Source organism: Paenibacillus puerhi (genome assembly GCF_009846885.1).
In the GTDB taxonomy this organism is placed as follows: Bacteria; Bacillota; Bacilli; order Paenibacillales; family NBRC-103111; genus Paenibacillus_G; species Paenibacillus_G puerhi.
Genome location: NZ_WUWM01000024.1, coordinates 1 through 24,938, shown reverse-complemented (window position 1 = coordinate 24,938; position 24,938 = coordinate 1). Strand labels below are relative to the sequence as shown.

Genomic DNA, 24,938 nt, shown 5'->3' with positions numbered 1-24,938 from the left:
TCTTAGTATGGCAGGAACGCCGGCTTCAGGACGCCGAATCCGCGTGCGCATGCAGCGCGGCGGTTTCCTCCACCGTCAGCTCGCGATAAGTGCCTGTCCGAAGCTCGCTGTCCAGCGTCAGCGGCCCCATGGAAAGCCTTTTTAGAAAAACAACCCGCTTGCCGACCGCCTGAAACATCCGCTTGACCTGATGGAACTTGCCTTCCATGATGGTCAGCTCGATCTCGGACAGCCGATCCAGCGCCGGGTCGCCCGTCTGCAGGATACGAAGCTCAGCGGGCATCGTCTCATACCCGTCGTCCAAGGCGACGCCTCGACGAAAAGCGTGGATATCCGCTTCCTCTACAGCGCCTTCGACATGAGCGTAATAGGTCTTGGGCACATGCTTGCGCGGAGACAGCAGATTGTGGGCAAGCTTGCCGTCATTGGTCAAGAGCAGAAGCCCCTCCGTATCTTTATCCAGCCGTCCGACCGGAAATAGCTCGAAATGTGCGTACTCCTCTGCGAGCAGATCCAGCACGGTTCGGTCGCGGCGATCCTCCGTTGCGGATACGACCCCTTGCGGCTTGTTGAGCATGAGGTAGACAAACTCACGGTAACGCACGGTTTCGCCGTCCACCCGGATATCGTCAAGCTCGGGATTGACTCGCAGCCCGCTATCTTTGATCTTCTTGCCATTCACTTCAACCGCCCCGCGCTTCACCAGCAGCTTGATGATGCTGCGCGTACCGAAGCCGGAGTGGGCAAGCAGCTTGTCCAGCCTCAAGGTTGTTTTCATGCTAGGTCCACCTCCACCCTGCGGGATATTCGTTCTTCAGGATGCCGTCCTGCCATTTGGCCCAGCCGACCGAATAACCGTCGACCGCGACCAGGCAGTAGCCCTTGCGGGCTGCATCGGCACCCGCCGTGCACAGATCTTCCTCGGCCAGCTCGACGGTCTCGCCTTTCAGATAGCTCACCGCGCGGGGGTCTCCCGCGCGAAAGCTAACGCTACGCTGAGCGTCGCCCGTTCGCAGCGCAAGAGCAAGCGCCTGCGACGGCTCGAAGCGATGCTTGTACGCGCCGCCGAGATACCAGCCGGGCCGGATGACCCGGATGCCGTCAAGCGGCGGCAGCTCCATCGGCGCAGCATACGCATGCTCGCTGCGCCATATCAGCTCGGCGCCCGCCCAGGGCGGAGCCGTCAAGTGCTCCGCCCCGAAGCGGGCGAGCGCCTCTCGCGGGTCGCCGGACACCGCCTTCTTCGCAGCCTGCGCCTGCTGCCTTCCCTGCTGCGCCCCGGAAGCTGTACGCCGGGGCGCCCGCCCGGGACGCAGCGAGGGCTCCTGCGCCGGAGCCGCAGACGGGGCCGCAGCCGCTTGCAGCGGCGGCGAGCTCTCTTCACGCCGCCGGAGCACCGCGGCGTAGTGCCCCTCGCCGCACACCCGATGCGGCCAGAGCCTCACGGTCCCCGCGACCTCGTCCGCGCGGGCAGGAAGCTCGGGGCCGGCCCAATCGGGACGGCCCTGCTCCCACTCGCCGCGTCCGTCCGTCTGCGGCACCCGCTCCACCTCATAATCGCTGTGCTCCGCAAGAAACGCAGCGACAATCTTCTCGTTCTCCTCAGGCGAGAACGTGCAGGTCGAATAAACGAGCCGTCCGCCAGGCCGCAGCATACTTCCTGCCTGGGCCAGCAGCGCGCGCTGCATCGCGGCATATTTGGCCGTCCACGACGGCTCCCACGCCTTCGCCATCTCTTCTTCCTTACGGAACATGCCTTCCCCTGAACATGGAGCATCCACCAGAATTTTATCGAAATAACCGTCAAAGACCTGCAGAAGCTTCGCCGGATCCTCATTCAGCACGACGGCGTTGCGAACGCCGTTCAGCTCAATGTTTTTCACCAGCGCCTTCACCCGGTCCGGATGAACATCATTGGCAACGACAAGCCCTTGTCCCTGCAGCTTGGCGGCGATCTGCGTCGTCTTGCCGCCTGGCGCCGCGCACAGGTCCAGCACACGGTCGCCGGGCTCGGGCTGAAGCAGCTCCACCGGCGCCATCGCACTCGGCTCCTGGATATAGTACAGACCCGCGTGATAATAAGGATGCTTGCCGGGCCGCGCAGATTCGGGGACATAGAACCCGGTGGGCGACCAAGGCACCGGCGTCACGGGCCAATCGGCCAGCTCCCGGTATGCTTCTACCGTCACCTTTAAGGTGTTCACCCGCAGACCGTACAGTCTTTGTTGCTCATAGGATGCAAGAAAAGCCGGGTATTCCTCACCCAGCAGCTGTTCCATGCTTTGCTTAAACACTTCAGGAAGCGCACGTCCTGTCATATAATGGCTTCAACCCATTTCTGTAAGAATAATCTTTCCTCTTCCGGCGCTTAGCGTCCGGCTGCCCATTAGAAGCGGCGCGAATCCATTGTACTTCGAAGTCTCGGACCTAGGCAACCCTGAAGAGTTCAAAATTCGTTCATCTTTCCTACCGACACAAGCAGGAAACTTTCAGGAAGTAACGAATATTTCTAGAGTGTGCATTCTCATGAAGGAAGGAAGAACGCGAGAAACTATGAAAAAACTGGCTATTTATTTATCGGTAATCGTGGTTTTGTTCGGTGCGCTGTTTGTAATCAATCAACAATCCAACAAAGCCAAGTACAGCAAGTACGAAAATAATGTATACGGCATTGCGCCGCAAAAGCTTCATCCCGAAACTTTGAAGCAGCTGGACGATCCGAATTACCAGAACATCATTCTCCCTGATGCGCTTGATCAGAAGCTCGAAAAAAAGGAATCGTTCTTTCTTTACTACTTTGCGTCGACCTGCAGTCATTGTAAAGCCACAACTCCCGTGCTGATGCCCGTCGCCCAAAGCCTTGCGGTTGACATCAAGCAATTCAACCTCGAGGAATTTAAAAACGGCTGGGACCGCTATAAAATCGATGCCACGCCTACTTTGATCTATTACAAGGATGGAGTAGAGGTCGAGCGTCTCATCGGCGGACAGGATGAAGCCGCGATCAAAGCGTTTCTGACCAAACACAAGGCCTGATCAATCCAGTCTCACGACCTATATGCTCTACCACCCGCCCTGCCCTTGCCGGCAGGGTTTTTGCTCATTACAAAAACGCCTGAAAAGGAAGTCCCCTCCAAGCGCTCTTCCAGCTCTTATACTCCTGTGTTTCAACCTGACTCCCTAACTTTGCCTAACTGCTCGCGCTAGTATAGTGTCTGACCGCAAACCGCCACAGCCAGCGAGACAGAATCAGACAAACAGCAGCCACCCCCAGACTGAGCAGCGTCTCCCCCCAACCGATCCGGCCGACAAGGGCCGATGAAGGGAAGGTCGTGATAAACGCGACGGGGAACATATACGTGAGCAGGTACCTCATAACGGCCGGGTATACGGATACGGGAAAGCGCGCCGTTTCGAAAAAGGAATTGAACAGGAAAGACAAGTTATCGACCTTGACAGCCCAGAACGAGACCGTCATCATCCCCATCCATAACGAATAGACGACGGCGAGCGCAGCCGCAAGCACCAGCAGAAACATAATGACCTCCTGCCAATTCGGCACGATCCGGAGTCTGACCAGAGCGAACGCAATCATCCCGAAGCCGAGCGCGACGTCTGCAAGCCGCCAAAAGACCAGATGGCGAAAGCTGACATAGAACTGGCTGTCGATCGGCTTGGTCAGCACATAGTCTAGCGTTCCCTTGCGGATATGCTCGACCAGACGGCTCATGTTAGGCTGCAGAAAAAAGCCGATAAAGCCCTGCACGGCTGTGAACACGCCTAGCAGCGCCAGTACCTCGTCATACGACCAGCCCCCGATTTGCTCCGTCTTGTAGAAGTAGAGCTTAACCGTCAGCACGGCCATCGCTAGCGCAAACGCTGTATTCAACACACTGGCTGCAAAGTTCGCTCTGTATTCGAATTCCTCAACCAGACAGGCCCGAAAAAACGACTGCAGCGAGCGGATATATTTGCCCATCCCGCCTTACCCTCCCGCCGCGCTGTATTTCGCGAGTCCCCGCTTCCATTGGAAGCGGAAAATCACGATCAGGATCATGATCCATACCGCTTGCTGCGCAAAGCCTTGAACGATCAGATCCGGTCGTCCGGCCAGCTTCCCCGTCAGCAGATCGACCGGAAATCCGACCGTCGAATAGAACGGAAACCAGGAGGCTATCAAGGCGACCGGCTCGGGAAACATCGAAAGCGGGGCAATGCGTCCGGCAAGAAACAGATGCAGCGCCTCGTACAGCGCGAAGATCGCAGTCGCCCGGTTGGTCCAGAAGGCAAGCATTCCGAATTCGTAGCCGGTTAGATAGCGCAGGATATTCGAGCCGAGAAGCGCCAGAAGGGCCAGCCCCATAAGCCCTGCATCCGCGGCTGCCGCCGGCCTCAGTGCCGGCCAGATCCAGGCGAGCACCAGCCAGGCGGGAATCAGCAATACGGCGAAGAACAGCTTGTAGACTATATTTTGAGCGATGCTCCAATGCATCGGATGGAACGGCCGCAGCAGCTTGGCAGACAGCGTCCCCTGACGGATCTCGCTATCCAGCTCCCAGACATCCCAGGAACGGGTCAATCGCTCCACGACCAGCACTCCGATGAAATAAACGACGTAATCAATGGCCGAATACCCGCCGATTACGCCATTGCCTGTTATAGACAACCACACGGATAAGCTCACGATGGGCTGTATAAAGGAGCCGATCATCCAGATCAGGCTTTCACTGCGGTAAGCCATCATGACGGCCCATTCGACCCGGAGCAGCATCGTATACTTGTACCACCAGTTCAAGGGCGCGCCACCTCCGCCTCCGGCTTCGAGAGCTTGCCTCCATCCGCTCTGGAGGATCGCTCGGCGAACACGTGGCTGATGACCGACTCCATCGGGGGATCCTCGATCGTCAGATCCAGCACCGGCAGACTGGTCAGCAGAGCTGCGGATACAGCGGATACTTGCTCCCGAGGAACCTCCAGCCCGATAGCGGGGTACCCCTCCAACTGCACGCCGGTCACTCCTGGAATAGCCGAGAGCTGCGCCCGCACTTCAGCGAGGGAACCGCTTTCGCTTTCGGCCAGCTGCAGCCGGATCCGCTTGCGCGGCGAGTGCCGCTCCGTCAGCTCGCTCAGCTCCCCATCGTACAGCAGCCGTCCGCCGCCGATCACCATCACACGGTTGCAGAGCGCCGTGACATCCCCCATATAATGGCTGGTTAACAGAATAGTTGCGCCTACCGCCCGGTTATATTCCAGAATGAACCGCCGGACAACCTCCTGCATCTGGACGTCTAGACCGATGGTCGGCTCGTCCAGGAACAAGATATCGGGGCGATGCAGCAGCGAAGCGGCCAGCTCGCATTTCATCCGCTCTCCGAGCGACAGCTGGCGTACCGGCTTATGGAGGACATGCTCCAGCTCCAGCAGCTCCACGAGCTCCCCGAGCGTCTTCCGGTAAGCCCCGTCCTCAATTTCGTAGATCGCCTTGTTGACCAGGAAGCTATCCGCGGCCGGAACGTCCCAGATCAGCTGGCTTTTTTGTCCCATCACCAGACTGATCCGGCGCTTGAAGGCATTTTTGTGATCCTGCGGGCGAAAGCCCGCCACCTCTACGCGCCCGCTTGTCGGATGGAGCAGGCCGGTCAGCACCTTCATCGTCGTCGTTTTTCCTGCCCCGTTCGGGCCGAGGAAGCCTACGATCTGCCCCGCTGGAATATGAAAGCTGATATCGTCCACAGCCTTCACAAGCCGATGCTTCCGGCTGATCAGACTGCGCAGCGAAGCCAGGAATCCGGGCTCCCGCTCATGGACCTCATAATGCTTGGACAGCTGCTCGACGATAATCACTCCGGTTCCCCCCCTATTCCTCATGTGCCGCAGGCGGATGGAGCCTAAGCTCTTCCACCCGTTCAACCAGCAGCGGATCGACGACCTGAATCGTAAGATCGTAGAAAGCGAAAGGCTCTTCCGGAAGCCGCCCCAGCTTGTTTAGATAAATGCGGCTTTCCTCTCTCAATGCTTCGAGGTCGATGCCCAGTACGACAGGCGGCTGTGGTTCCAGCTTCTCCAGAGCGGCCGTCAGCAGCTTCACCGCCCCTCCTGTATTCCCGTTGCGGTAATGGTAAAGGCCTACCGCTACCTGCAGCAGGCCTTGATACAACGTGTTGCGCCCTTCCTCCAGCCAAAGCTCCTCCATGACCTCATGGCATTCGAAGTAATCCCGCTCTATGTTGAAATAGTACACAAACAAGACATACAGCCGGTCATAACCGTTCATCAAGCCGTTACCTCCCCGATTCTCGAGCCGGTACATTCACAGCGAGTTTTTTTTGGCACGGCTGATCGCATCCGAGATTTGGTCCGAAAGCTCCCTAAGCAGCCACGTATCGTTCGTATCCCACAGCTCGTTAAAGCGCATCTGGAACTGGGCGGCCTCCCTTACCCGGTGGAAAAAATACAGCTCCTGGATGCCGTTCAGCACCCGGTTGACAATATTGGAGTTGTCCTCGAAAAGCTGCTGCGCCTCCATGATCTCCACCCGAATGCTGCTCATCTCCTGATCCAGTAAATAAGCCGCCTCCGCCGCCTTGCTGAGCCGGTTCACCACCGGGGCCGGAAGCTCCTCCCTGTACTTATAGTTAAGCGAGTGCTCGATCGTCGCCCAGAAATTCATCGCCAGCGTGCGGAGCTGAATTTCGGCCAGCACACGCTTCATGCCGAGTGCCGTCTGGACCGGATATTCCACGATCATATGATAACTGCGGTAGCCGCTCGGTTTTTTATTCGTTATATAATCCTTTTCGTAGACAAGCGTCATATCTTCCCGTGCCCGGATCAGCTCGGCCAGACGCCCGATATCCTCCACGAACTGGCACATAATCCGGATGCCTGCAATATCCTCGATACCCGTTTCGATTTTTTCCATCGGCACGTTAAGCCGCTTTGCTTTTTCAAATATGCTGGATATCCGTTTCACCCGACCGGTCACGAACTCGATAGGCGAATATTCTTCACGGCTCTTCAGCTCCCCGCGCAGGGTCTTGAACTTTACCTTCAGTTCCTCGACCGTCTGCTCATAGGGGAGCAGGAATTTCTTCCAATCGCGACCATCCATACATGATCCTCCTAGACTATCATCGATGCGCCGAGCCGACAGCTTCCGACACATGGCGGAAGCCATCCTTCTTCAGCAGACGCCTGAGTCCCTCATTAATTTGTCCAACCAAGCCCGGACCTTCATAGATCAGCGCCGTATACAGCTCTACGAGACTGGCGCCGGCCCGTATTTTGTCATAGGCATCCTCTGCGGTAAAAATCCCCCCCGATCCTACGATCGGCAGCCTTCCTTCCGTCAGACGGTACACCGTTCGGATCAGCTCCGTCGATTTGGCCGTCAGCGGCCGTCCGCTCAAGCCTCCCGTCTCGCCACGGTTCGCGTGCACAAGCCCGTCCCGGGAAATCGTCGTGTTGGAGACAATAATGCCCGACACCTGGCTATTCAGAATCGTCGCTACGGAGTATTCCGTTTCTTCCTCCGTCAGATCCGGAGCGATCTTCACCAGCACCGGCTTCTCCCGTCCCCCGAACTTGGCATGCTGGATGCGGATCTCGTCCTTGACCGCGGTCAGCAGTCTGGACAAGTCGTCCCCATGCTGGAGGTTGCGCAGGTCCGGCGTATTCGGCGAGCTGATATTGACGACAAAGAAATCGCCATAACCGTACAGGGTGCGGATGCATGCCCGGTAATCGTCCTCCGCCTGCTCGTTGGGCGTCACTTTATTTTTACCTATATTAATCGCGAGCGGAATCGTACGCTTGCCCTGGTTGCGCAAATTCCGCTTCATGCCCTCCACGCCCACATTGTTGAAGCCCATCCGGTTGATAAGCGCTCCGTCCTCGGGCAGGCGGAATAAGCGCGGCTGCGGGTTCCCCTCCTGCGGCAGCGGCGTTACCGTACCGACCTCCATAAATCCGAAGCCGATGTTGGAGAAGCCCGGCACGGATTTCCCGTTCTTATCCAGACCTGCAGCGAGCCCGACCGGATTGGCGAAGCGGATTCCCCACAGCTCTGATTCCAGCTCGGGATGCGCCCCTACTCCCCAGATGGCGCGCAGCAGCGTCCGCCCCCCCGGGATATTCCCGGCCATGTGGAGGCCGTCGATGGTAAGGTGGTGGGCTTTCTCCGGATCCATGCGGAATAGCACCGGCTTTGCTAAGCGTTTGTACAACATGTTTGTCTCCCTCTCCCCGTCCTTGCTGACGATAACTCTCTCGTTGACAGTTTATCGTTTTACGAAGGAAAAATAAAGGGACAAACGATGAAGTTGTTGCCGCTAAAACGGTTACAATATGTTAGAATATGCTTAATCTCATCCAAAAGGCAGGGCTGATGTCAATGTCGAAGAAAAAAATAACTCCTTATGCTTCCCGCAAGGTCAAGCAGGATACGCCGAACAAGAAGCTGATTATCTGGGTTAGCTCCATACTCGGCGTTATTGTCGTCGGCATGTCCGTCCTGCTCATCGTAAACAGCTGACGGCTAGTCCAGCCATCGATATACTTTGTTAGGATTCGTATCCTTCCCCTGTACGGGAAGCTTCATCGGCGACGGACTGACGGACGTTGCCGATGGGAGAAGCCCTTTGCCTATCGTAACCTTCGTGCCGATCGGCGCCATGTCGAACAGCTCCTCCACATCAGCCTGACGCATCCGTACGCAGCCGAGGGACTGGTCCTTGCCGATACTGCTAGGCCTGTTGGTTCCGTGGATCGCATAGAGCGTATCAGATAAGGTCATCCCGCGGTTGCCGAAATCCCCATCGGATTTCCCGTTAGGGTTGCGTACTTTCTCGGAGATTTCGAAGCTGCCCTCCGGCGTCTTGGACCCTCCCAGACCTACCGGATAGCTGCGAAGCACGATGCCCCCGCTCACAAGCGCTAACCGATGGGCTGCCTTGTCGATCAGAATCTCCAGAGGCTGCTCCAGCGGCTCGACCAGTCCTTCCGGCAGCTCCGCCTTTGCCTTAGACGCCCTTCGGGCTTCTTGTGCCGCTTCCGCAGGCTCTGCCCCAGCGGCGGCAGCCTTATTCCACGCCTCCATCTCCAAAGCCATAGAAGCTTTATCTCGCTCAAAAAGCTCCTGCATATAAGGTGTGAGGCCCGGGAGTATATTATTCGGATAATCCGCAGTGAGCTGCGCCGCCTCCGCTGGCGGCCGACCGTTCCTCTTCAAGTAGGAGGCAAAGGCGGAACGCAGCACAGCCTGCTGCTCGCGCTGGGCTATCCAGCCGGCAACGATCCCTTCCGCCCGCTGTGCATCGGTAGGCTCGCAGCTGCAGCTCTCCGCGTCATGATAGCTGATCTGCTGGCGCGATGCATCATCTGCAGCTTCTACAGACAGCAGGGGCTCCGGTTTCCTCAGCCATTCGATCCAAGCCGAGTCCGCCAGCGGCACGCCCCGGACGAGAATGCCGAAGCTGGATAGCCGCTCCTGCAGCAGCATATGCTGCAGAGCTCCGCCTATGCCCTCCTTCGCTTTGCTTCCCAGCCAGTAATAGACATGCCCGGCCTGCAGCTGGGCAGTCGTCATGTCGGCCGGGATCGCAGCAGGCTCTTCGAACGGCCCAGGCTCGTGGCGGTCCGAAATGGATAGACCCGGCGCCAGCAGCAGCCCCACTCCAAGCAGCAGCAGCACAGCCGTGCGGCTGAGGGCCAGTATCCACCGCCTCCACCGTTTTCGTCCTGGATGCTTCTCTTCCTGCGGATGAAGGGCCTGCTCTCCGTTCTCCGGCATGACCGGCAGCGAGATTTTCTGCTCCTCGTATGCCTCATACACTTCCCCGGCTTGCCCATAGCAATAGAGGGCTTTCCCCTGCTTGCCCTGTGCCTCATATTCCCTGCCCAGTAAATACCAGGCCATTTTATTTTCAGGATGCTCCCTGACATATTTTTTTAGATATTGCGGGTCCTGTTTGAAAAAGAGCTGCAGCTGCTCGTCCGAATCCTTCTTTGTCACGAAGCAACCCTCGCTTTCCATCTTCTCGCTGTTATTATCGGCTCTCTGCCGCTAATTGTGAAGGGGAAAGCCTCTGTATCGTTGCCGTAAAGGGGCTAGGAAGGGCCGCCCGGACTTGCCAAAGCGGGACAAGTTGAACGTTCGGACACGCTCGATTCTCAAGCACGATTCGCGGTGCTGCATGGCATCGGTCGAACCCCGCACTGCATCCCCGCACCGTAAATTCATCTTCAGCGCAAGCGCAGGGGAGCTGGGAAGGCTACGCGACCGGAAGAGAAGGAGTAGAACCTGCGAGTGTGCAGCTTTTTCACCAGATTCAATAGGATTGATTCAAATGCCGACAAATCTACATGAATTCGGATCGATATTTGCCGTTTACCGGAAAAGACGCTTTAAAGCCTGTATGAATGTAGGCTTTGCTCTCTCCAAGAAAATGAGGGTTGAAATACATGCACATTCTCAGACTTTTTGATTCTGGACAATGAAATAGTGAGCTACTAGGTACTAAGTGACTACTTAGCCGACTTTGCCACTCGCCTTCAAGTAGAGCAATCTGAAAGTAAGGTAATAATGGAGGAACATAGGAGCGGGGGCGTGGTTACGGCTAACGGACATATCGGAGGTTGTCGATTCATTGTGAGTAACTGAGTTGAAACGTTCTGCTTTCGCTAACGGACCTCAGCGTCTCTATTTGAAGCATTTTCGCGATATTGAAAATCTAACGGACTCAGATGACGCTATTTGGTGCATTTCCGCCCATTCTATGCGGTTTTGACGTAAGTAAGGTCGTCTATGTCCGTTACAATTTGAACAGGCCCCATTTTTGTGAAATAGCGACTGTGGTGTCCGTTACGATCAGCCTTTACTTAACTGCGCTGCCGTCCACAATGAATCGACAACCTCCGCCATGTCCGTTAGCCGATCTCGGATCTCGATTACCGATGCGGGTATTGGGACAAGTAACGTTACTTCGGGAACATTGTACCGGGATACGCATGATGCCTGCAGAGGGCCTGCATTTGAAACAGAAAAATAGCGGAGCTACGGCTCGTTTATCCTTGTTTTCCCCCTTCACGAGAAAAACCAGAAGATAACGCCCCGCAATTCCGCTATTGTCGATTAGCTCAATTTCGTCCCTTAACAGCTCTGCTCGTGCCTTGCAAGCGCCTAGTCTTGCCTCATACCGCCGGATGATCCGGCTGTCGGTTCAGGCAGGCGTCACTCCGACGCACGCCCCCGCAGCTGAATCGGTCTCCTTAGTCAGCAATGGTTAGCCAACGCCCGCGCACTCCAAGTACCTTTCGCGTCGTCGCATGGCAACGGTCCGGTATGGCCATGGCAGCAGACTCGAGTGTCCTTCCTCCAAGCAGAGCGTAGCAAACATGCTCAGTTATTAGTTAGGCCCTTTTAAATGTCTATATTTGGTTCATTTCCAATTTATGTTATAATGGGGACAAACATTCGTATAGGAGAGTTCGAAATGAGCAAAGCGTTTAGCAATTTATTAAAACATATCGATAAATTATCACATACAGATAAAGAGCGAGTGTTTCAATGGGTAAAACGCTATGTTGGACCTTCGATTCTGTTCCGAACTCGAAAAGGAAACGAATGGATTACCTTTGTTGAATGTATGTTTAAAGAATATTCCCTACGAAAATCAGCGGAAATCGTAGGGTTACTTGGGTTACGCTTTTTTATTGGAGACACAAGATATTATCAGCAAAATACAAAACATAACATCAAAGAGTTTCTTTTGACATCATTTGTTTTTGAAGTGAAAGAAACATACCACAGTTTACGCTTATCAAAATTAGCAATTTAGGTTCCAATTAACGGAACAGGATAGCTAGATAAGAAACGTGATAAAATAAGAAAATTTTGACGGTATTTTATGATTAGCCTATTCTATTCAAGAAGGCATTGAATTACGTAGTATAAACAATAAGGAGTACAAAGCAGTGAATGAATTTTATAAGGCGTTAACATATGTAAACAAATTTTTTTATGAACCAAATCACTTAACTATAAATGCTATTCGAGAAGAAGCTCAAAACTCAGATTATGGGGCTGGTGTGTTTCAACTAAATTCAAAATCGGTTAGATTTAGAGTAGCAAAAATAACACCTAACAAGATAGGTCAGTTTGTTGCTTTTTGGGAAAAAGATGGAGATAATAAAAACCAAGCCTTTTCATATGAAAAGGCTACTGATTTATTAGTTATCAATACTTTTACTAGTAATAATAATTTTGGACAATTCGTATTTCCAAAAGAAGTTCTTGTAAAACAAAATATCCTAAAAACAGCCACTGCAAAAGGAAAAATGGCAATTAGAGTTTACCCTAGTTGGGATAATCCCACTAGCAAACAAGCTATCGAAACACAAAAATGGCAGTTAGCATATTTTGTTAAGATGAACAATACAAACAGTTTTCCAATAGAAGAACTATTAAAGCTATATTCTAACTAAAATTGGATATCCCTGAGCGGCTAACAGTTTGTGAAGTTTAACACTTTAACGAATCAGGTGCGTTAGTTGAAGAAGAACGGGGAACCTCAACAGATGAGGTTCCCCTAATTATTATATAGAAATCAACATTTAAATTTAACAGAGCCATTAGTTAAAAGACACGTAAGGCTCGTTGATGCCGTACTCCCGGCTCCACAAGCGTACAAGCCGATCTTTCGTCGCTTCGTCAGACAGCCGGAACGTCAGCGTCTTGTCGGCCATCTGTGAATTTACATAGGCCGTCACGTCCAGCGAATACCAGCCTGCTCCCGAGACTTGAACGGTGCCCAGCGTAGTCGCGCCGGAGCTGCTCGGACGCGTCGACCAGGTGACCGTCTGCTCGCTCCAGCTGTCGTCGGTCAATCCTTGGACCGTTATAGGTACAAAGGGGACGGACGAATCCGAAACGGCGGTTCCTACGAAGAAATGCAGCTTCGCAGACGTTACCGACGTACCGGGATAGGCCCCTGCGTTGACTTTGACATAGGCGATTCGATCAACGTCCGCCCCGCCCGTAGTATTCGGTCCATCCTTGATTTCGAGCAGGGGCTCCGAGCCGTAATTCGTGCTCGCAAACGTGCCGCTTCGAACAAAGGCATCCTCGGAGGCGTAGTAATGGATCGGGATGTTCGTGCCGGGAGGGGTCGATGGCATCAGCTCGCGGTATTCCCCTTCAGGCGTTTCCGTCTTATCCCATCTCCAAGCCATCGTGCCCAGTACGACCTTCGGATATGCCGCACGCTCGTCTTCGATGGCTTGAACAGTATCCAACACAGCTTGAACGGTAGTTAGCGTAGGGTCGGTCGTCGTATTATGACCCGCGCTGAAGCCAACGACTATCGGCACAGGCTTGGCCATTCCGTTCGATTCCACCACATCGTCATGAGCGGCATCCCTGATTTGGTTAGCATTGGCGCGATAGTACATTCCGACGAGCGCATCCGCAAAGGTTACGCCGTTATATGAAGAGAAATACGCGACATCCCCTTTATACGTGCTGCCGTTGTTGTTTGTTGTGATCCCCTGATTCGCCAGCCAGGCGGCGTCACAGTCCACGCAGCTCCTGATGAAAGAGTCCGGATCAGGGATGGTCACCAGCAGCTTTAGCGGATTGGCTCCGATACGGTTCTTCAGATTATGGTGAAACAACCGCCATGACTCATACTTGTCCTTCGCTCGGGCAGAGCAGTCGGTCTGCTTAACGCCTTCGACTTCAACCGTTTTGCAGTTCATTTCATAATCCGTCACAACTCCCACGACATCCGTATTGGAGCCGTTCTGATTATTGAAATTAATTACATGATCCACCATGGTATACCGGTTGTTCTGGTGATTGTCAGCAACCCACGCGTCCTCCCAATAGCCGATATAGACGACCATTCCATAGGACTTCGCCTGGTTAATCATCAGTTGAAGACGCGCCGTTCTCGGTGCCGCGGGGTTGGATAGCCCTTCCATGTCCGCAGCCGTCACAGAAGCAATGATGACATCAATATTTTTATTGCGCATATCGGTTACCGCATCCAGCGCTTTTTGATCCGTGTTGTAGTTCACATCGTATTCTTTGGAATAATACACCCACACGGCGCGCGCATCCGATGCGACATCGCTTCCATCCGGCCACCAGCTGGACTCGGCAGCCTGGGCCGGTTGTCCTCCTGTCGACAAGACGGAGACGGCGAGCAGCAGCGCTGCGGCGATACACATGCCTATGGAACGGAAAAAGCGTAACCTCGTTTTTTTCATGAATAAACCTCCTACTAGTTTGAGATGTAATAGTACGATGTCTGGCTGTCTGCCCACCCCTATTCTGCACCTAAGCGGCGGGGGGCTGGGATGCTCCCGTCCCCCGCACTCGCCAGGTTCTTTGCTGCAGCGAAACTCTGCGATTATTGGTTGGCTTGATAGCTGCGGCTTGCAGCCCTAATAGCTTCTGCTGCCCAGTGATCGGCAGGAACATCCGGCCAATCCGGCTTGCCTTGCAGCGGCTGGGCCGTCCGGCCGAGAAGCCGGTTCAGGGCAGTCACGGCTTCGGCGCGGGTCAACGGCTCGCCCGCACGGAATGTACCGTCCGGATATCCTTTCAGCCAGCCGGAGCGGCTGCCGGCCAGGATTGATGCCTCAGCCCAATGACCTGCGATGTCGCGGAAGTCAGACTCCCCAGTCGTCCCGCCACTAGCCGCTTCGCCATCTTCTGCCGTCCGATCCATCCAAGCCGACCATCTGTCCAGCAGCGCGGCCAGTTCCCCTCTGCTCACGAAGCGGTCAGGGTGGAACGTCCCGTCCTCATAGCCTTCCAGAATACCTGCAGCGATGAGCTTGCTCACCTCCTTCTCGCTCCAATGACCTGCTAAGTCGGACAAGGGGTTCCCGGCCGTCAGACCGGATAGCTTGGACTCGCTCAAACGTACCAGCATCGCGGCCAGCTCAGCTCTGGTGACCGATTGACCCGGACGGAAGGTTCCATCCTCGTAGCCCGATATATAAGCTGGCTCCGCTGCTTTAGCAGAAGGCAGACGCAGGACGGTAAACGTGCTGAACTTGCTGACCTGAATCTGCACGGCTGCCGGTTGTCCGGCATTCCCTGCCGCTACCTTGCCTGGCTTCACGACCTTTTCCCCGTCGCTATGCTCCACATAAACGGCATATTGCGCTTCCTCGCCCTTGCTACTGTGACCGGCGGCGTCCCCCGCAAGAGGGAATTGCAGCCAGCTTTGTTCGCCTGTGAAGTTCGTCTCGATCCGAATCGGCGTACCGATCCAGGCCGGACGAGCTCCGGAAGTCAGACGTTGAACCCCTTGGTCCGCGATTAGTCGCGCCAGCGTCTGAGCTCTATCCTGTTCATCCGCAAGCGGTTCTACACGTATGCTGATCCCCTCCGAGCGGCCCTTCAGCCCTTCGAGGGAAGAGGCTGGCAGCTCAAGCGCGGCACCAGGGAAATTCAATTCGAGGGTGGTACCGGCTGACGCCATCTCTCTGACCGTCCTTGCATCAAGCTTCAGCTCGTAGGCATCGGCCTGATCGCTGCCGGACGAGGCTACCTTCAGCAGGATGCGTCCCAGCTTGCCGCTGCGCGCCTGATCCACAGCCTTGCTTAGCTGATCAAAGCCCAGTACAACCGAATCCAGCTTCCTGCCGTCTGCCAATGTGCTGCGGACGGGCTCCGTGCTCACCGTAACGCCGTTGTTCTCCACAGCCGTGGCTGGGGAAGGGGACGCGCCGCCGCCTGACGGCGACCCGGAAGATCCGGTCGATCCGGACGACTCTTCATCCTGCTTACTTTGAGCTTCCCGACGGATACGTACCTCGTACGTTTTTTCGGTATGCCCGTCTGGTGCTGTCACAGAAGCTTTCCATACATTCTCCCCTACACTCAGGGCGAATGGGCCTGTCTTTTCGCCGCTATTCGCGACTATCCCGTTGATCGTCAGCTCGGCTCGCTGCTGCTGAGTTTCGGCTTCGGCAACAATCTCGGTCACGCTATACGGCACAGAGACCGAATAGCTGCCTGTCTGCGGATCGAATGCCGGGGTAAGCGCCAGTTCGGTACCGCCTGCCCACAGCGTCAGCTTGCGGAGCGAGGCATCGTCGGAGTCCGCACGGTCTACCAGAACCGTATAAGTGCGTCCTTCGCTTCCGTCATGCGGGGTTACATGTACCCGTATCGTGTTGCTTCCCGTCTGCAGAGCTACAGGCACCTCCATGCCGCCCTCCGTCTGGATGCCGTTGACCGTTACCCGGGCCATCGGGTCGCCAGCCGTTGCGCTTACAGCCGTCTCATAGACGCTGCTGCTGACCGTCGCACGATAGATAGACACATCCGGAGAGAAGGATGGTGTCACTTCAATACCTGCGAGCTTCAGGGACGCCAGGTCGGACCGGTCCGACCGTTTCCGGGTGACGCGTAACTGGTAACTGGCGGTATCCCCGTTCTGAGCCTCGACACCGATCACGATATCCTGATCGCCCCAGTTCAGATCGATGTTCTCCGATACGCTGCCGCGCGCCAGAGGAGAGCCATTCACCGTCACTTTGGCTAGCGGGTCTTCAGCCAAGGCGCTTACGCTCACGCTGTACACGCTGGCAGAGACGGTTGCCGAGTAGCTGTCAATGTCTGGTGAGAACGCAGGCGCAATGGCCGTTTCCATCAGCTGAAGCGATGCAAGCTTTGTAAGGTTCGGCAAATCCCGGATCACCGTAATCGTGTACGAGCGCGGAGTCCCGTCCTGGGCCTTCAGCGACACCGTGATCACATTCTCGCCGACCGAGAGCGGAATGTCCGCCGACAAGGTGCCGCTGACGACTGCGGCTGCATTCACGGCGATAGCCGAATGCTTGGCGGCTGCGGTCGGCAGAACCTTGACGCTCGACGTAGCGTTCGGTACGCGTACGGTATAGCTGTCCACCGCAGGATCGAAGGCAGGTGACAACGTCCCTCCGGCTACCTTCAGATCGGCAAGCGCCGCATCCGACGATGGATTCACAACCAGATAAGGCTCGTAGCCGGCCGTTTCTTTGGAGTAAAACTGAACCAATGTACTTTTGGTCGTATCGTCAGCCAGACGCAAGGTGACGACACCATCCGTTTGCGTCTTCACAAATGAAGTCACATCCAGGCTGTACCAGCCCGCCTGGCGGATTTTTAGCGTTCCCACCTTAGCAACAGAAGGGGTGGAAGGCTTATTCGTCCAATTAATCGTTCCTTCGCTCCAGTTGTCTGCATCATATCCCGCTACGGTGACATCGACATTGGCCGCTATCGCAGCAGGTGCGTAGACATTCAACGTCACTTGCTGGATGGGATCGGTATATTTCCGAAGATCGAATTTGACAAAGGACATCCGGTCCCCGCCGCCTGCAGCGTTGGGAATATCGACGATATCCAGCGTCGGCTCCGTCCCGTAGTTCGCCGATACCGCATTCTGGAAGACATACGCATCCTCAACCGCCTTAAAGACATTATCGACCGGTCCCGATCGGTTAATCGTCACGGTATAGCTGTCTGTAATGGAGTCAGGGCCGAAGGTCTGGATGACAATCCGGTTCTCTCCCTCATGCAGAGGAATCGTCGGGGATGCCGTTCCGCTCGCAACCATATGACCGTTGACAGCAATCGTGGTACCGCTTTTCTCTGCGGTCGGCGTCAAGCGCAATGCCGTTTCATTCGCCGGAATGGTAGCCGTGTAGTGGGCCTTGTCGGCAGAGAAAGCTTCTGTCAATGCGCCGGCGCTCAAAGCTAGCTGGCTCAACCGAACACGCGGCGTTGCGACGGCCGTATGAGGTCTGTCGTAAGCTTGCGCCCAGTAATAGCCCGATGCGGCAACCCGGCGCGGCTCGAAGCCGATCTGGTAGCCTTTCGGAATTTGCTCCGAGGTTAACGATACTTTGCCGTCTGCGGAACTAAACGCGCCCACGTACTTGCCGCCTGCGAACGTGAACCGTCCATTCACCTCAGCAACCAAAGGCTGCAGCGTGTCCTTATCCACCACCGTCAGATGGGCGGCTGCATTGGTGGCGCCTCTGATGATCTGGATCGACGATACGATCATCGGCTTCAAATCCGTATGGCCTGTTGTCGCCTTCGTCTGAGCCGAAGCCGGACCGATATTGCCCTTCAAGTCGATAGCCGCCACTTTGTAATAGTAGGTTGTGTTCGGCAGCAGGCCGATATCCTTGAACGACAGGCTTCTGGACGTGCCGGCTATCAGCTCCGGACTCGGTATAAACTCGGGGGTCGTGCTGCGGTAGACGATGTACCTTTCGATCTCGCCGTTATCATAGGCTCTTCCATAGGACAAGGTAATCGTCTGATAATCCTGCGCGGCAGCTGTCGGATTCACCGACACCGCGCTAGGCGGCTCGTTATCCGCAGGCGGTTCCCAGAATACGCCGTCCGGGCCCCAATGAGAAGGCAGCCAGCGAATCGAATCGTAGTGATGCATCGCAATGCCGCCGAATGAAGGGTCGCCCGCAAAAGCAGCGTACACTTTATCCAGCTCCTGCTCCATCACGATTCGCCCTTCTTCTCGGAAAGTAATCGTCTCCGGGTCGCCGCTGTTGGCGATATCGAGCGTTTCCACGCCGATTACGACGGAATTCGGCTTGCCGATCTTGTTGGCATAAGCGATCTCTCCAGCCGCTCCGGCAATGATGCCCGCCGAACCGTCGGCCGTATCCCGATAGTCCATGATGGAGATGTAGTCCGTAATATCCTGGACATGCTCCGACAACCATTTCGTTTCGCCGTTCCACGTAATTTCCTTCGATTGATCGGAGGTATCATACCACTTGGGTATCGCCGGTCCGACCGGGGCATTCATGCCCGTGGCATTGCGGCGCTCCATCATGCGTGCCATCAGATCCAGGTACTGGATCTGCAGCGATGGGTACTGCAGCTTGAAGTCCGGCGAAATATACGGCTCGATGTCCACATTGACGCCATCAAATCTTTCATTCGGCTCTGAGCTGATATTGTAGTTCAACACCTGCTCGAAATGGGCGATCGCCACATCGTGATATTCGCTATACGCTCCGAGGAACGGCGGCGAGGTTCCGCCCGCAATACATGCCTGTACCTGATATCCGCGGTCATGGGCCCACGCGATGAAATCCCTCAGCCGGTCGCGGCCATCCTCAAGAATGTCCATGCCGGCATACGGACCTACGGCAAAGTACAGCACCTTTACCGGTTCGGAGTCGAACGTCTCCGTATCCTTTAGCAGCGCATCCAGCACGTTCCGCGAGCCCGGATTCATCAAAATATTGTAGGTAGCCGCTTCCCACAGCCACATGGAGCGATCCTGATTTTCTATCTTGAGCGTCTCATTCGTGCCTGCTCCGACCTTCGCATACGTAGTAAGCGAGGAGCCCTTCTTGCCCGACTGACTGAACGCTCTAGCTTCAATACTGCTAGTCTTGTCGCCGATACCCTGCGTATTCCAGTCAAGCTTGTACTCGGACCCGTCCAAAGCCGCTTCCTGCCAGGCTCCCCCGTTGATTCGCACCTCGACCTTTTGGATCGGCGAGTCCGATAGCGCTTTCACTCGAATCGGCACTATCCCGCTAAGCGATATCCCTTCGCCGGGGCTTACGATCGTTACCTTGGGCGCCGAAGCTGCGGTATTGTTCACATTCAACGTAAGGACAGGGCTCCAGACGCCATACCGGGTTTCTACATCAAGCCCCCGCGCATTGAGCTGAACGGGACCGCTGTATCCGGTCGTATTGAAATCATAATGCCAGGTTCCGGTATTGTCCCCGTCCGGATCATAGGTCTGCACATCTACCTGTCGGCTTCCCCCTATAAACAGTTTGAGCTCGTACACCTGCGTGTACGTTCCCGAGATCCGAACAATTCCCGCTCCAACCGTCGCTCCATCAGCAGGAGCGTCGATCGTAATACCTGAGGCTGCATACACCTTGGATACGGCGGACAGCCCTCCAGGAATCGCGAGAGCGAGCGTCAGCATAAGTACCAGATGCAACCGGAACAGCCTTTGCCACATACTATCACCCTTTTCATCAGTCTTGGCCTAGTTGACCAGCGCTTTCATCCACTTCCTCATCCTAGCAAGCGTTTACATGACCTGAATATCTTCAAGTTGTTCACGAGGTAAACAATTATTTCGAATCTGAACAATTGTAGATGTAGCGTACAATCGGCAGGTCCCGCTTTAGCGTTCCGAAACCTCTCGATAGAGCCGCTAGGTTGCCTGGATCATCAGCAGGACTCTTCATTCAGCAAATTTCCTATGAGACCAGGTATCCCTTTGTTTCATAGAAGTAACGGACAGGATAACATGGCATAGCAAAAGAACCTCCACTCCTGTGGGGGCTCTTAACTTATTCGGAACTCACCTAATGACCTTCGTCACGTAAAACTACTTTGGGAACAAAGCGAACAAAGATAAATTCTCCTGCAAGCTCGACAATCGTTGGCATTATGATAATGGATGCTACTGCCGACAGCTCTAACAGGAGTTGACCTCCACTATGAGTTTTCCTAGAAGACAGTTGGAATCCTATAGCCAGCAGAATACGATGATGATCAGAAATGCTTCTATAAAAGTTCCTGGATTTACAGCTTCAGATGCTTTTTTTCCATGAAAACCCATAGATAAACGGTAATACAATTTATTTGTGTCACGAAAGTATAGGTGTCAATAAGAGTTTTACTTTATTAACATTTTTTACCAATTAACTCAGAACCCTCTTTATTTCTGTTTTCTTCGATATTTAAACCAATTAATTAAGATATATGTAACTGGGAACAGAATACAATAAATAGCCAGTAATGCTGATTTGTTTGTCATTTCAATATTAGATTTCAGTATTGGATAAAATAATATACCAATAACGATTATAAACACTATCCATTTTGTCGGATTACTTACATCACCCTTTATTTTCCTTGTCAAAAAATCGAAAAAACTTTCCATGATAATCCTCCTATACCTATACTTGCTACTCCATATTACTCCATATAAGGAAAATTCGGAGAATATAAACGCAAACTGGGACTGAACCGCATTCGTGCTCCAAAGCGGAGAGTAGTCTGACCGTCATTGCCAATCAGTTCCTCGTCATGAACTTGGAGAGGCGGTTACGGACTCTCTTTTTGCTTTTTTTCAGGATTTTTTGGCCTTGACGGGCTTCGTTTCGGCTAGGCGCAGTTCGGATCTTGTTCAGCAAGCCCTAATATAGATGTTGAATGAAAAAGGGTACGGAAGGGTCCGGCAATTGGTAGCTGCTCCGTTAATTCCATATTTTGAATGGACAAGATTCTGTCTACTTTCAAATTTTGAACGAATCGTAATGAATCAATAGTTTCCTGTTTTCACTTTACGTCTAATGACTAAGCTTCCGATTAACCCAAGTACAACAATCCAAATCGCCAAGTCAATCAACTGGCCTTTGAATTGCATGAACTCCTTCCCTTTTTCTGTCCCGTCCAGAATATCCATGAAGGCCTTTTGCGGGATGATGCTGATCAATCCGTCGATCAAGCTGTTGTTGACCTTAAAGGAAACTAAGCAGGTACCCAGCAGAGAAGTGATGATGGCAATCAAACTTGCGGTTAAGGAAACGTTCTGCTTCAGAATCGAAGACATGAAGATGCCAAACGCAGTTCCAAGAGCAGTCACAATAGCGATCATTATCGCCAGCAACCCTAGGCTAAATCCGATGTCGACCCCGAAAACTTCCTTCGTAATAGCCAGCGCCAAAAATGTGGGGATATACAAACAAACAAATGTGAAAATCCCCTGTGTAAAGATGTACATCGTCTCATTTACCGGCGCCATCAAAATTCTTCCGAAGGTTTTGAGGCTTCTATCTTCGGTATAAAGCAAAGTTAAGGCAACGCCCTGCATCAAAACAATCATGACAATAAAACCCAAGACTTTCGCCCCAAGGCCGCGCTGTTTATCTTCCTTGCCGTATTCGTCGGGGCTTTCCTTTTTGTTAAAGTAGTTGGATATAATTTCTGTGCTCTCTTTACTTTTGATTACAGTAGCGACGTCATAGGTGCCATCCTGCTTTTTCTCCACGATTGCATCATAATGACCCAGAATTAAATCCGAAAATACCGGTTTGTCTTTTAACGCAATAATCGAAAATTTATCATTTTCCGGAAAATCATGTGCGCTCCGCGCGTCTTCTGTGACAAACGCGATTTTTGATTTCATCTCCAGCCGGTTGGATAGTAACACCGTTGCCAGAATGGTAATAGGAATAATGATGAGTGCGACAACAAAAATTTCTTTCTTGAATTTAATCCTATCCAATTTATTCTTGAATAACGGTATAAAATTCATTACAGATATTCCTCCGGTTTAAAAATAAATTGGCCGATAAGGGTAAAGAAAATGGAGAAGATCAGCAGACAAGCGATAACTGGCAGGAACAAGCTGAAATTGTTGTCATAAATGATCTGAAATGCCGATTGTAGGACCCACTTAGCGGGTGATAGTTGAGCTATTGTCTGCATGACTGTTCCAAAATGACCAATAGGGCTGAATACACCACCAAAAAAGATAAAGAGGATAGAGATGATCGGCATGACGGCATTCGCCCGTTCCTCGCTTTTAAAAATAACGACAACCAGCGCGCCTAAAGAGCAGCCGAATAACGCGAGAATGTCGATCAGTGCAATAACATAAAAGATATTATTCCCGCCAAAATTGCTCTGAAACACATACTGTTCAATCAAGCATAACAAGGTGAAGGCGATAACACCGAAGATGAAAGTGGACAGCAGCTTTGATAAATAAATCTCAGCTTTGCTAACCGGAGCGTAGGCAATACGCAGGTTCCCCCTCTTCACCTTTTCTTCCATAAAGGTATTCGTTACGGTCATAGAGATCAGGATAGAAGATAAAGTCATGGTAGCGACCCCATAGTAGTCAAAGGAATTGATCGTTCCTCCAAACTGGCCGCTTGTAACCAGACCGAAACCGCCCCATATCATCATTTGCCCTACCGTATTGATCATAACGAGCATCGGGTTTCTGCATATATTCAAAAAGTCAAACCAAACGATTCTCATAAAATTCATGTGAAGGTACCCCTAATCTCTTAAGTTTTTCCCAGTCAGCTCAAGGAATGTTGTTTCCAATGAAGCCTCTATACGGCTCATATTATGAATTTTGCAATCACTTGAGGTGATGACGCCTATGATACGATTGAGATTTTCTTTGGACTTTCTAGAGGTAACCTCAATCATATGCTCCGACAGACGTACTTTCGTGACACCGTCTATTTGATGGAATGCCGATTCGATTAGATCCTGGGTATGCTCTACAGTGAAGGTATAGGTTATCTCATCGCTTACCCTCTGGTTCAACTCTTCTTTTGTACCCTCCGCAATAATTTGTCCTTCGTTAATAATCAGGATCCGGTCGGATATGGCCTCTACCTCTTCCATGTAGTGAGTCGAATAAATCACCGTTGCACCTTTCTGCTTTAGAACCTTGATGGATTCCAAGATATGACTTCTGGATTGAGGGTCGATGCCCACTGTCGGCTCATCCATGATAATCAGCTCAGGCTGATGAGCGACTCCGCAAGCAATGTTCAATCTTCTTTTCATACCGCCTGAGAACGTTTTGGGCTTATGGTTCTTCTTATCATAGAGACCTACCAGTTCCAGTGCGGCCTTCACTTTATCCTCCAATTCTTGGCCCTTCAGATTATAAAGACTTGCAAAGAATCTCACATTCTTCTCAGCTGAAATCTCTTCATAAATGGCGAGATCCTGAGGCACAACCCCAATGTGATGCTTGATGGACTTCGCATTTTTCTTCAGAGGCGTTCCCAGTATTGTAACTTCGCCCTCACCCGCTGATAAAATGGTCGATAAAATATTCATCATTGTACTTTTTCCAGCTCCGTTAGGACCCAGAAACCCCAATATTTCCCCTTTGTTTACAACAAAATTAAGACCATTCACCGCTTTTTTGTCACGGTAGCTCTTGTGTAGATTACTCACAACCACTGCATGTTCCATTACATTCCCTCCCAAATTTCTCTCCAAAGTATTACCTAAGACTACTAAGCTCCTAATGTCCATATCCCGTTACTTAAGAATTCGAGTCCGGCACTTGTGCATTTCGTCGTGTAGTGAATTCTTCCATTGCCTTCTTCGTCATCTCATCCTGTTCATCTCCCATTTGAATCGTAATGTTTTCCTCGAATCCCTCCTGCTTCTCGCCATCAAACTGATATAGCTTTTTCAACAGAGTCCATAATTGCTCCAGCTCTTCCTTGGAGAAATTTCTGGAAAGATCGGCTAAGAAGTGAATCGACCTTTCCCCGCATTGCAGAAGAACCTTTTTCCCGGACTCCGTGATTTTGATATTCAAAGCACGTCGATCCAGGAGACTTGGTATAGCAACTACATACCCTTTACTTTCGATTGAAGAAATCAGATGTCTTGCACTCTGCTTGGTCGTACCTAATTTCTTGGCGATGTTGATGATCGTGGCCTCTTCTTCCGGCAAGTGAATGATAGCCATCATAATCATGAACTGTCTTGATGTAATGTCCTCAAAATAAGTATCGCCTATAGTCTGGATTTTGTTGGAAACCGCAAAGAGAGTTCCATAAATTTGCTGAATTAAAAATAGTTCTACTTGAATATCCAAGTTGCTCACCTCAAAATAGACATCATGCTGTTTAACTCAGAGTATCAGGGTAGTATAATTTTGTCAATTTAATTATTTTTTCTCAAATTTTAATCAAATTTCTTCGCTAAATTCATTACGGTAGCACTACAACTACTAATGGAGATCACTAGCGTTGCATTAATCTTCTCTGAATCTTCACAATTTTCTATCATTTAACTATCTGAACAGAAAAAAGATCCCTTACAATGGAATGGCAGGTAGTACTGTCCATAATCCACCGAAAAGGATCTA

18 protein-coding genes and 1 pseudogene are annotated in these 24,938 nt (G+C 52.5%); 4 read left to right on the top strand and 15 right to left on the bottom strand.

The window, feature by feature from the left end:
- Positions 1-25: 25 nt before the first annotated feature.
- Together GSF01_RS20335 and GSF01_RS20330 are read right to left on the bottom strand one after the other, a co-directional pair.
- Positions 26-778 carry a pseudouridine synthase gene (locus tag GSF01_RS20335; protein WP_159887138.1) on the bottom strand — a complete coding sequence of 251 codons (753 nt, stop codon included), beginning with the start codon at positions 776-778 and terminating at the stop codon, positions 26-28.
- Between the two features lies 1 nt (position 779).
- A complete protein-coding gene (locus GSF01_RS20330) occupies positions 780-2,318 on the bottom strand; it encodes an RsmB/NOP family class I SAM-dependent RNA methyltransferase (protein WP_159887137.1) in 1,539 nt (512 codons plus the stop codon).
- Positions 2,319-2,553: 235 nt separating this feature from the next.
- Between GSF01_RS20330 and GSF01_RS20325 the strand changes: the two genes are divergently transcribed.
- Complete coding sequence (locus tag GSF01_RS20325; protein WP_159887136.1) at positions 2,554-3,036, top strand: thioredoxin family protein; 483 nt, start codon at positions 2,554-2,556, stop codon at positions 3,034-3,036.
- 154 nt (positions 3,037-3,190) lie between these two features.
- On the opposite strand, the gene GSF01_RS20320 is transcribed toward GSF01_RS20325, so the two are convergent.
- From GSF01_RS20320 to GSF01_RS20295, 6 genes are read right to left on the bottom strand one after another with little or no spacing between them, the layout of a single operon-like run.
- Positions 3,191-3,979, bottom strand: a complete 789-nt coding sequence (locus GSF01_RS20320; protein WP_159887135.1) for an ABC transporter permease — start codon at positions 3,977-3,979, stop codon at positions 3,191-3,193.
- Between the two features lie 6 nt (positions 3,980-3,985).
- Positions 3,986-4,795, bottom strand: coding sequence for an ABC transporter permease (locus GSF01_RS20315; RefSeq protein ID WP_159887134.1), 810 nt, complete (start codon positions 4,793-4,795; stop codon positions 3,986-3,988).
- Positions 4,792-5,844 (bottom strand): ABC transporter ATP-binding protein, encoded by a 1,053-nt coding sequence (locus tag GSF01_RS20310; RefSeq protein WP_159887133.1) that lies wholly within the window; start codon positions 5,842-5,844, stop codon positions 4,792-4,794. Before GSF01_RS20310 ends, GSF01_RS20315 begins: the two co-directional genes overlap by 4 nt.
- Positions 5,845-5,857: 13 nt before the next feature.
- Complete coding sequence (locus GSF01_RS20305; RefSeq protein ID WP_159887132.1) at positions 5,858-6,274, bottom strand: DUF309 domain-containing protein; 417 nt, start codon at positions 6,272-6,274, stop codon at positions 5,858-5,860.
- Positions 6,275-6,310: 36 nt separating this feature from the next.
- Complete coding sequence (locus tag GSF01_RS20300; RefSeq protein WP_159887131.1) at positions 6,311-7,111, bottom strand: GTP pyrophosphokinase; 801 nt, start codon at positions 7,109-7,111, stop codon at positions 6,311-6,313.
- A 19-nt stretch (positions 7,112-7,130) separates the two neighbouring features.
- Entirely contained in the window at positions 7,131-8,228 is a 1,098-nt protein-coding gene (locus GSF01_RS20295) for a quinone-dependent dihydroorotate dehydrogenase (RefSeq protein WP_159887130.1), read from the bottom strand.
- Positions 8,229-8,392: 164 nt separating this feature from the next.
- On the opposite strand from GSF01_RS20295, the gene GSF01_RS29405 reads away from it, so the two are divergent.
- Positions 8,393-8,533 (top strand): hypothetical protein, encoded by a 141-nt coding sequence (locus tag GSF01_RS29405; RefSeq protein WP_201305447.1) that lies wholly within the window; start codon positions 8,393-8,395, stop codon positions 8,531-8,533.
- Between the two features lie 3 nt (positions 8,534-8,536).
- On the opposite strand, the gene GSF01_RS20290 is transcribed toward GSF01_RS29405, so the two are convergent.
- Positions 8,537-10,012, bottom strand: coding sequence for a L,D-transpeptidase family protein (locus GSF01_RS20290; protein WP_235941638.1), 1,476 nt, complete (start codon positions 10,010-10,012; stop codon positions 8,537-8,539).
- Positions 10,013-11,492: 1,480 nt separating this feature from the next.
- Between GSF01_RS20290 and GSF01_RS20285 the strand changes: the two are divergent.
- Together GSF01_RS20285 and GSF01_RS20280 are read left to right on the top strand one after the other, a co-directional pair.
- Positions 11,493-11,737 (top strand): annotated as a pseudogene (locus tag GSF01_RS20285) (IS1595 family transposase); the annotation flags it as partial.
- Between the two features lie 236 nt (positions 11,738-11,973).
- Positions 11,974-12,483 carry a MepB family protein gene (locus GSF01_RS20280; protein WP_159887128.1) on the top strand — a complete coding sequence of 170 codons (510 nt, stop codon included), beginning with the start codon at positions 11,974-11,976 and terminating at the stop codon, positions 12,481-12,483.
- Between the two features lie 147 nt (positions 12,484-12,630).
- Here GSF01_RS20280 and GSF01_RS20275 read toward each other — a convergent pair whose 3' ends face one another.
- The 6 genes from GSF01_RS20275 to GSF01_RS20250 form a co-directional block, all read right to left on the bottom strand.
- Positions 12,631-14,268, bottom strand: a complete 1,638-nt coding sequence (locus GSF01_RS20275; RefSeq protein WP_159887127.1) for a CBM96 family carbohydrate-binding protein — start codon at positions 14,266-14,268, stop codon at positions 12,631-12,633.
- 143 nt (positions 14,269-14,411) lie between these two features.
- Positions 14,412-20,027: a cadherin-like beta sandwich domain-containing protein gene (locus GSF01_RS20270; RefSeq protein WP_159887126.1), complete on the bottom strand. Its 5,616-nt coding sequence runs from the start codon at positions 20,025-20,027 to the stop codon at positions 14,412-14,414.
- A 1,314-nt stretch (positions 20,028-21,341) separates the two neighbouring features.
- Positions 21,342-22,337, bottom strand: coding sequence for an ABC transporter permease (locus tag GSF01_RS20265; protein WP_159887125.1), 996 nt, complete (start codon positions 22,335-22,337; stop codon positions 21,342-21,344).
- Complete coding sequence (locus tag GSF01_RS20260; RefSeq protein WP_159887124.1) at positions 22,337-23,077, bottom strand: ABC transporter permease; 741 nt, start codon at positions 23,075-23,077, stop codon at positions 22,337-22,339. The genes GSF01_RS20265 and GSF01_RS20260 overlap by 1 nt, the downstream gene beginning before the upstream one ends.
- Positions 23,078-23,089: 12 nt before the next feature.
- A complete protein-coding gene (locus GSF01_RS20255; RefSeq protein WP_159887123.1) occupies positions 23,090-24,028 on the bottom strand; it encodes an ABC transporter ATP-binding protein in 939 nt (312 codons plus the stop codon).
- A 73-nt stretch (positions 24,029-24,101) separates the two neighbouring features.
- A complete protein-coding gene (locus GSF01_RS20250) occupies positions 24,102-24,665 on the bottom strand; it encodes a MarR family winged helix-turn-helix transcriptional regulator (RefSeq protein WP_159887122.1) in 564 nt (187 codons plus the stop codon).
- Positions 24,666-24,938: the final 273 nt, after the last annotated feature.

Bases quoted from the DNA above. Each gene is read 5' to 3' on its own strand.
- GSF01_RS20305 (WP_159887132.1), bottom strand. From the start codon at position 6,274: ATGAACGGTTATGACCGGCTGTATGTCTTGTTTGTGTACTATTTCAAC.
- GSF01_RS20320 (WP_159887135.1), bottom strand. From the start codon at position 3,979: ATGGGCAAATATATCCGCTCGCTGCAGTCGTTTTTTCGGGCCTGTCTG.
- GSF01_RS20330 (WP_159887137.1), bottom strand. From the start codon at position 2,318: ATGACAGGACGTGCGCTTCCTGAAGTGTTTAAGCAAAGCATGGAACAG.
- GSF01_RS20300 (WP_159887131.1), bottom strand. From the start codon at position 7,111: ATGGATGGTCGCGATTGGAAGAAATTCCTGCTCCCCTATGAGCAGACG.
- GSF01_RS20335 (WP_159887138.1), bottom strand. From the start codon at position 778: ATGAAAACAACCTTGAGGCTGGACAAGCTGCTTGCCCACTCCGGCTTC.
- GSF01_RS20275 (WP_159887127.1), bottom strand. From the start codon at position 14,268: ATGAAAAAAACGAGGTTACGCTTTTTCCGTTCCATAGGCATGTGTATC.
- GSF01_RS20255 (WP_159887123.1), bottom strand. From the start codon at position 24,028: ATGGAACATGCAGTGGTTGTGAGTAATCTACACAAGAGCTACCGTGAC.
- GSF01_RS29405 (WP_201305447.1), top strand. From the start codon at position 8,393: ATGTCGAAGAAAAAAATAACTCCTTATGCTTCCCGCAAGGTCAAGCAG.
- GSF01_RS20295 (WP_159887130.1), bottom strand. From the start codon at position 8,228: ATGTTGTACAAACGCTTAGCAAAGCCGGTGCTATTCCGCATGGATCCG.
- GSF01_RS20265 (WP_159887125.1), bottom strand. From the start codon at position 22,337: ATGAATTTTATACCGTTATTCAAGAATAAATTGGATAGGATTAAATTC.
- GSF01_RS20325 (WP_159887136.1), top strand. From the start codon at position 2,554: ATGAAAAAACTGGCTATTTATTTATCGGTAATCGTGGTTTTGTTCGGT.
- GSF01_RS20260 (WP_159887124.1), bottom strand. From the start codon at position 23,077: ATGAATTTTATGAGAATCGTTTGGTTTGACTTTTTGAATATATGCAGA.
- GSF01_RS20270 (WP_159887126.1), bottom strand. From the start codon at position 20,027: ATGTGGCAAAGGCTGTTCCGGTTGCATCTGGTACTTATGCTGACGCTC.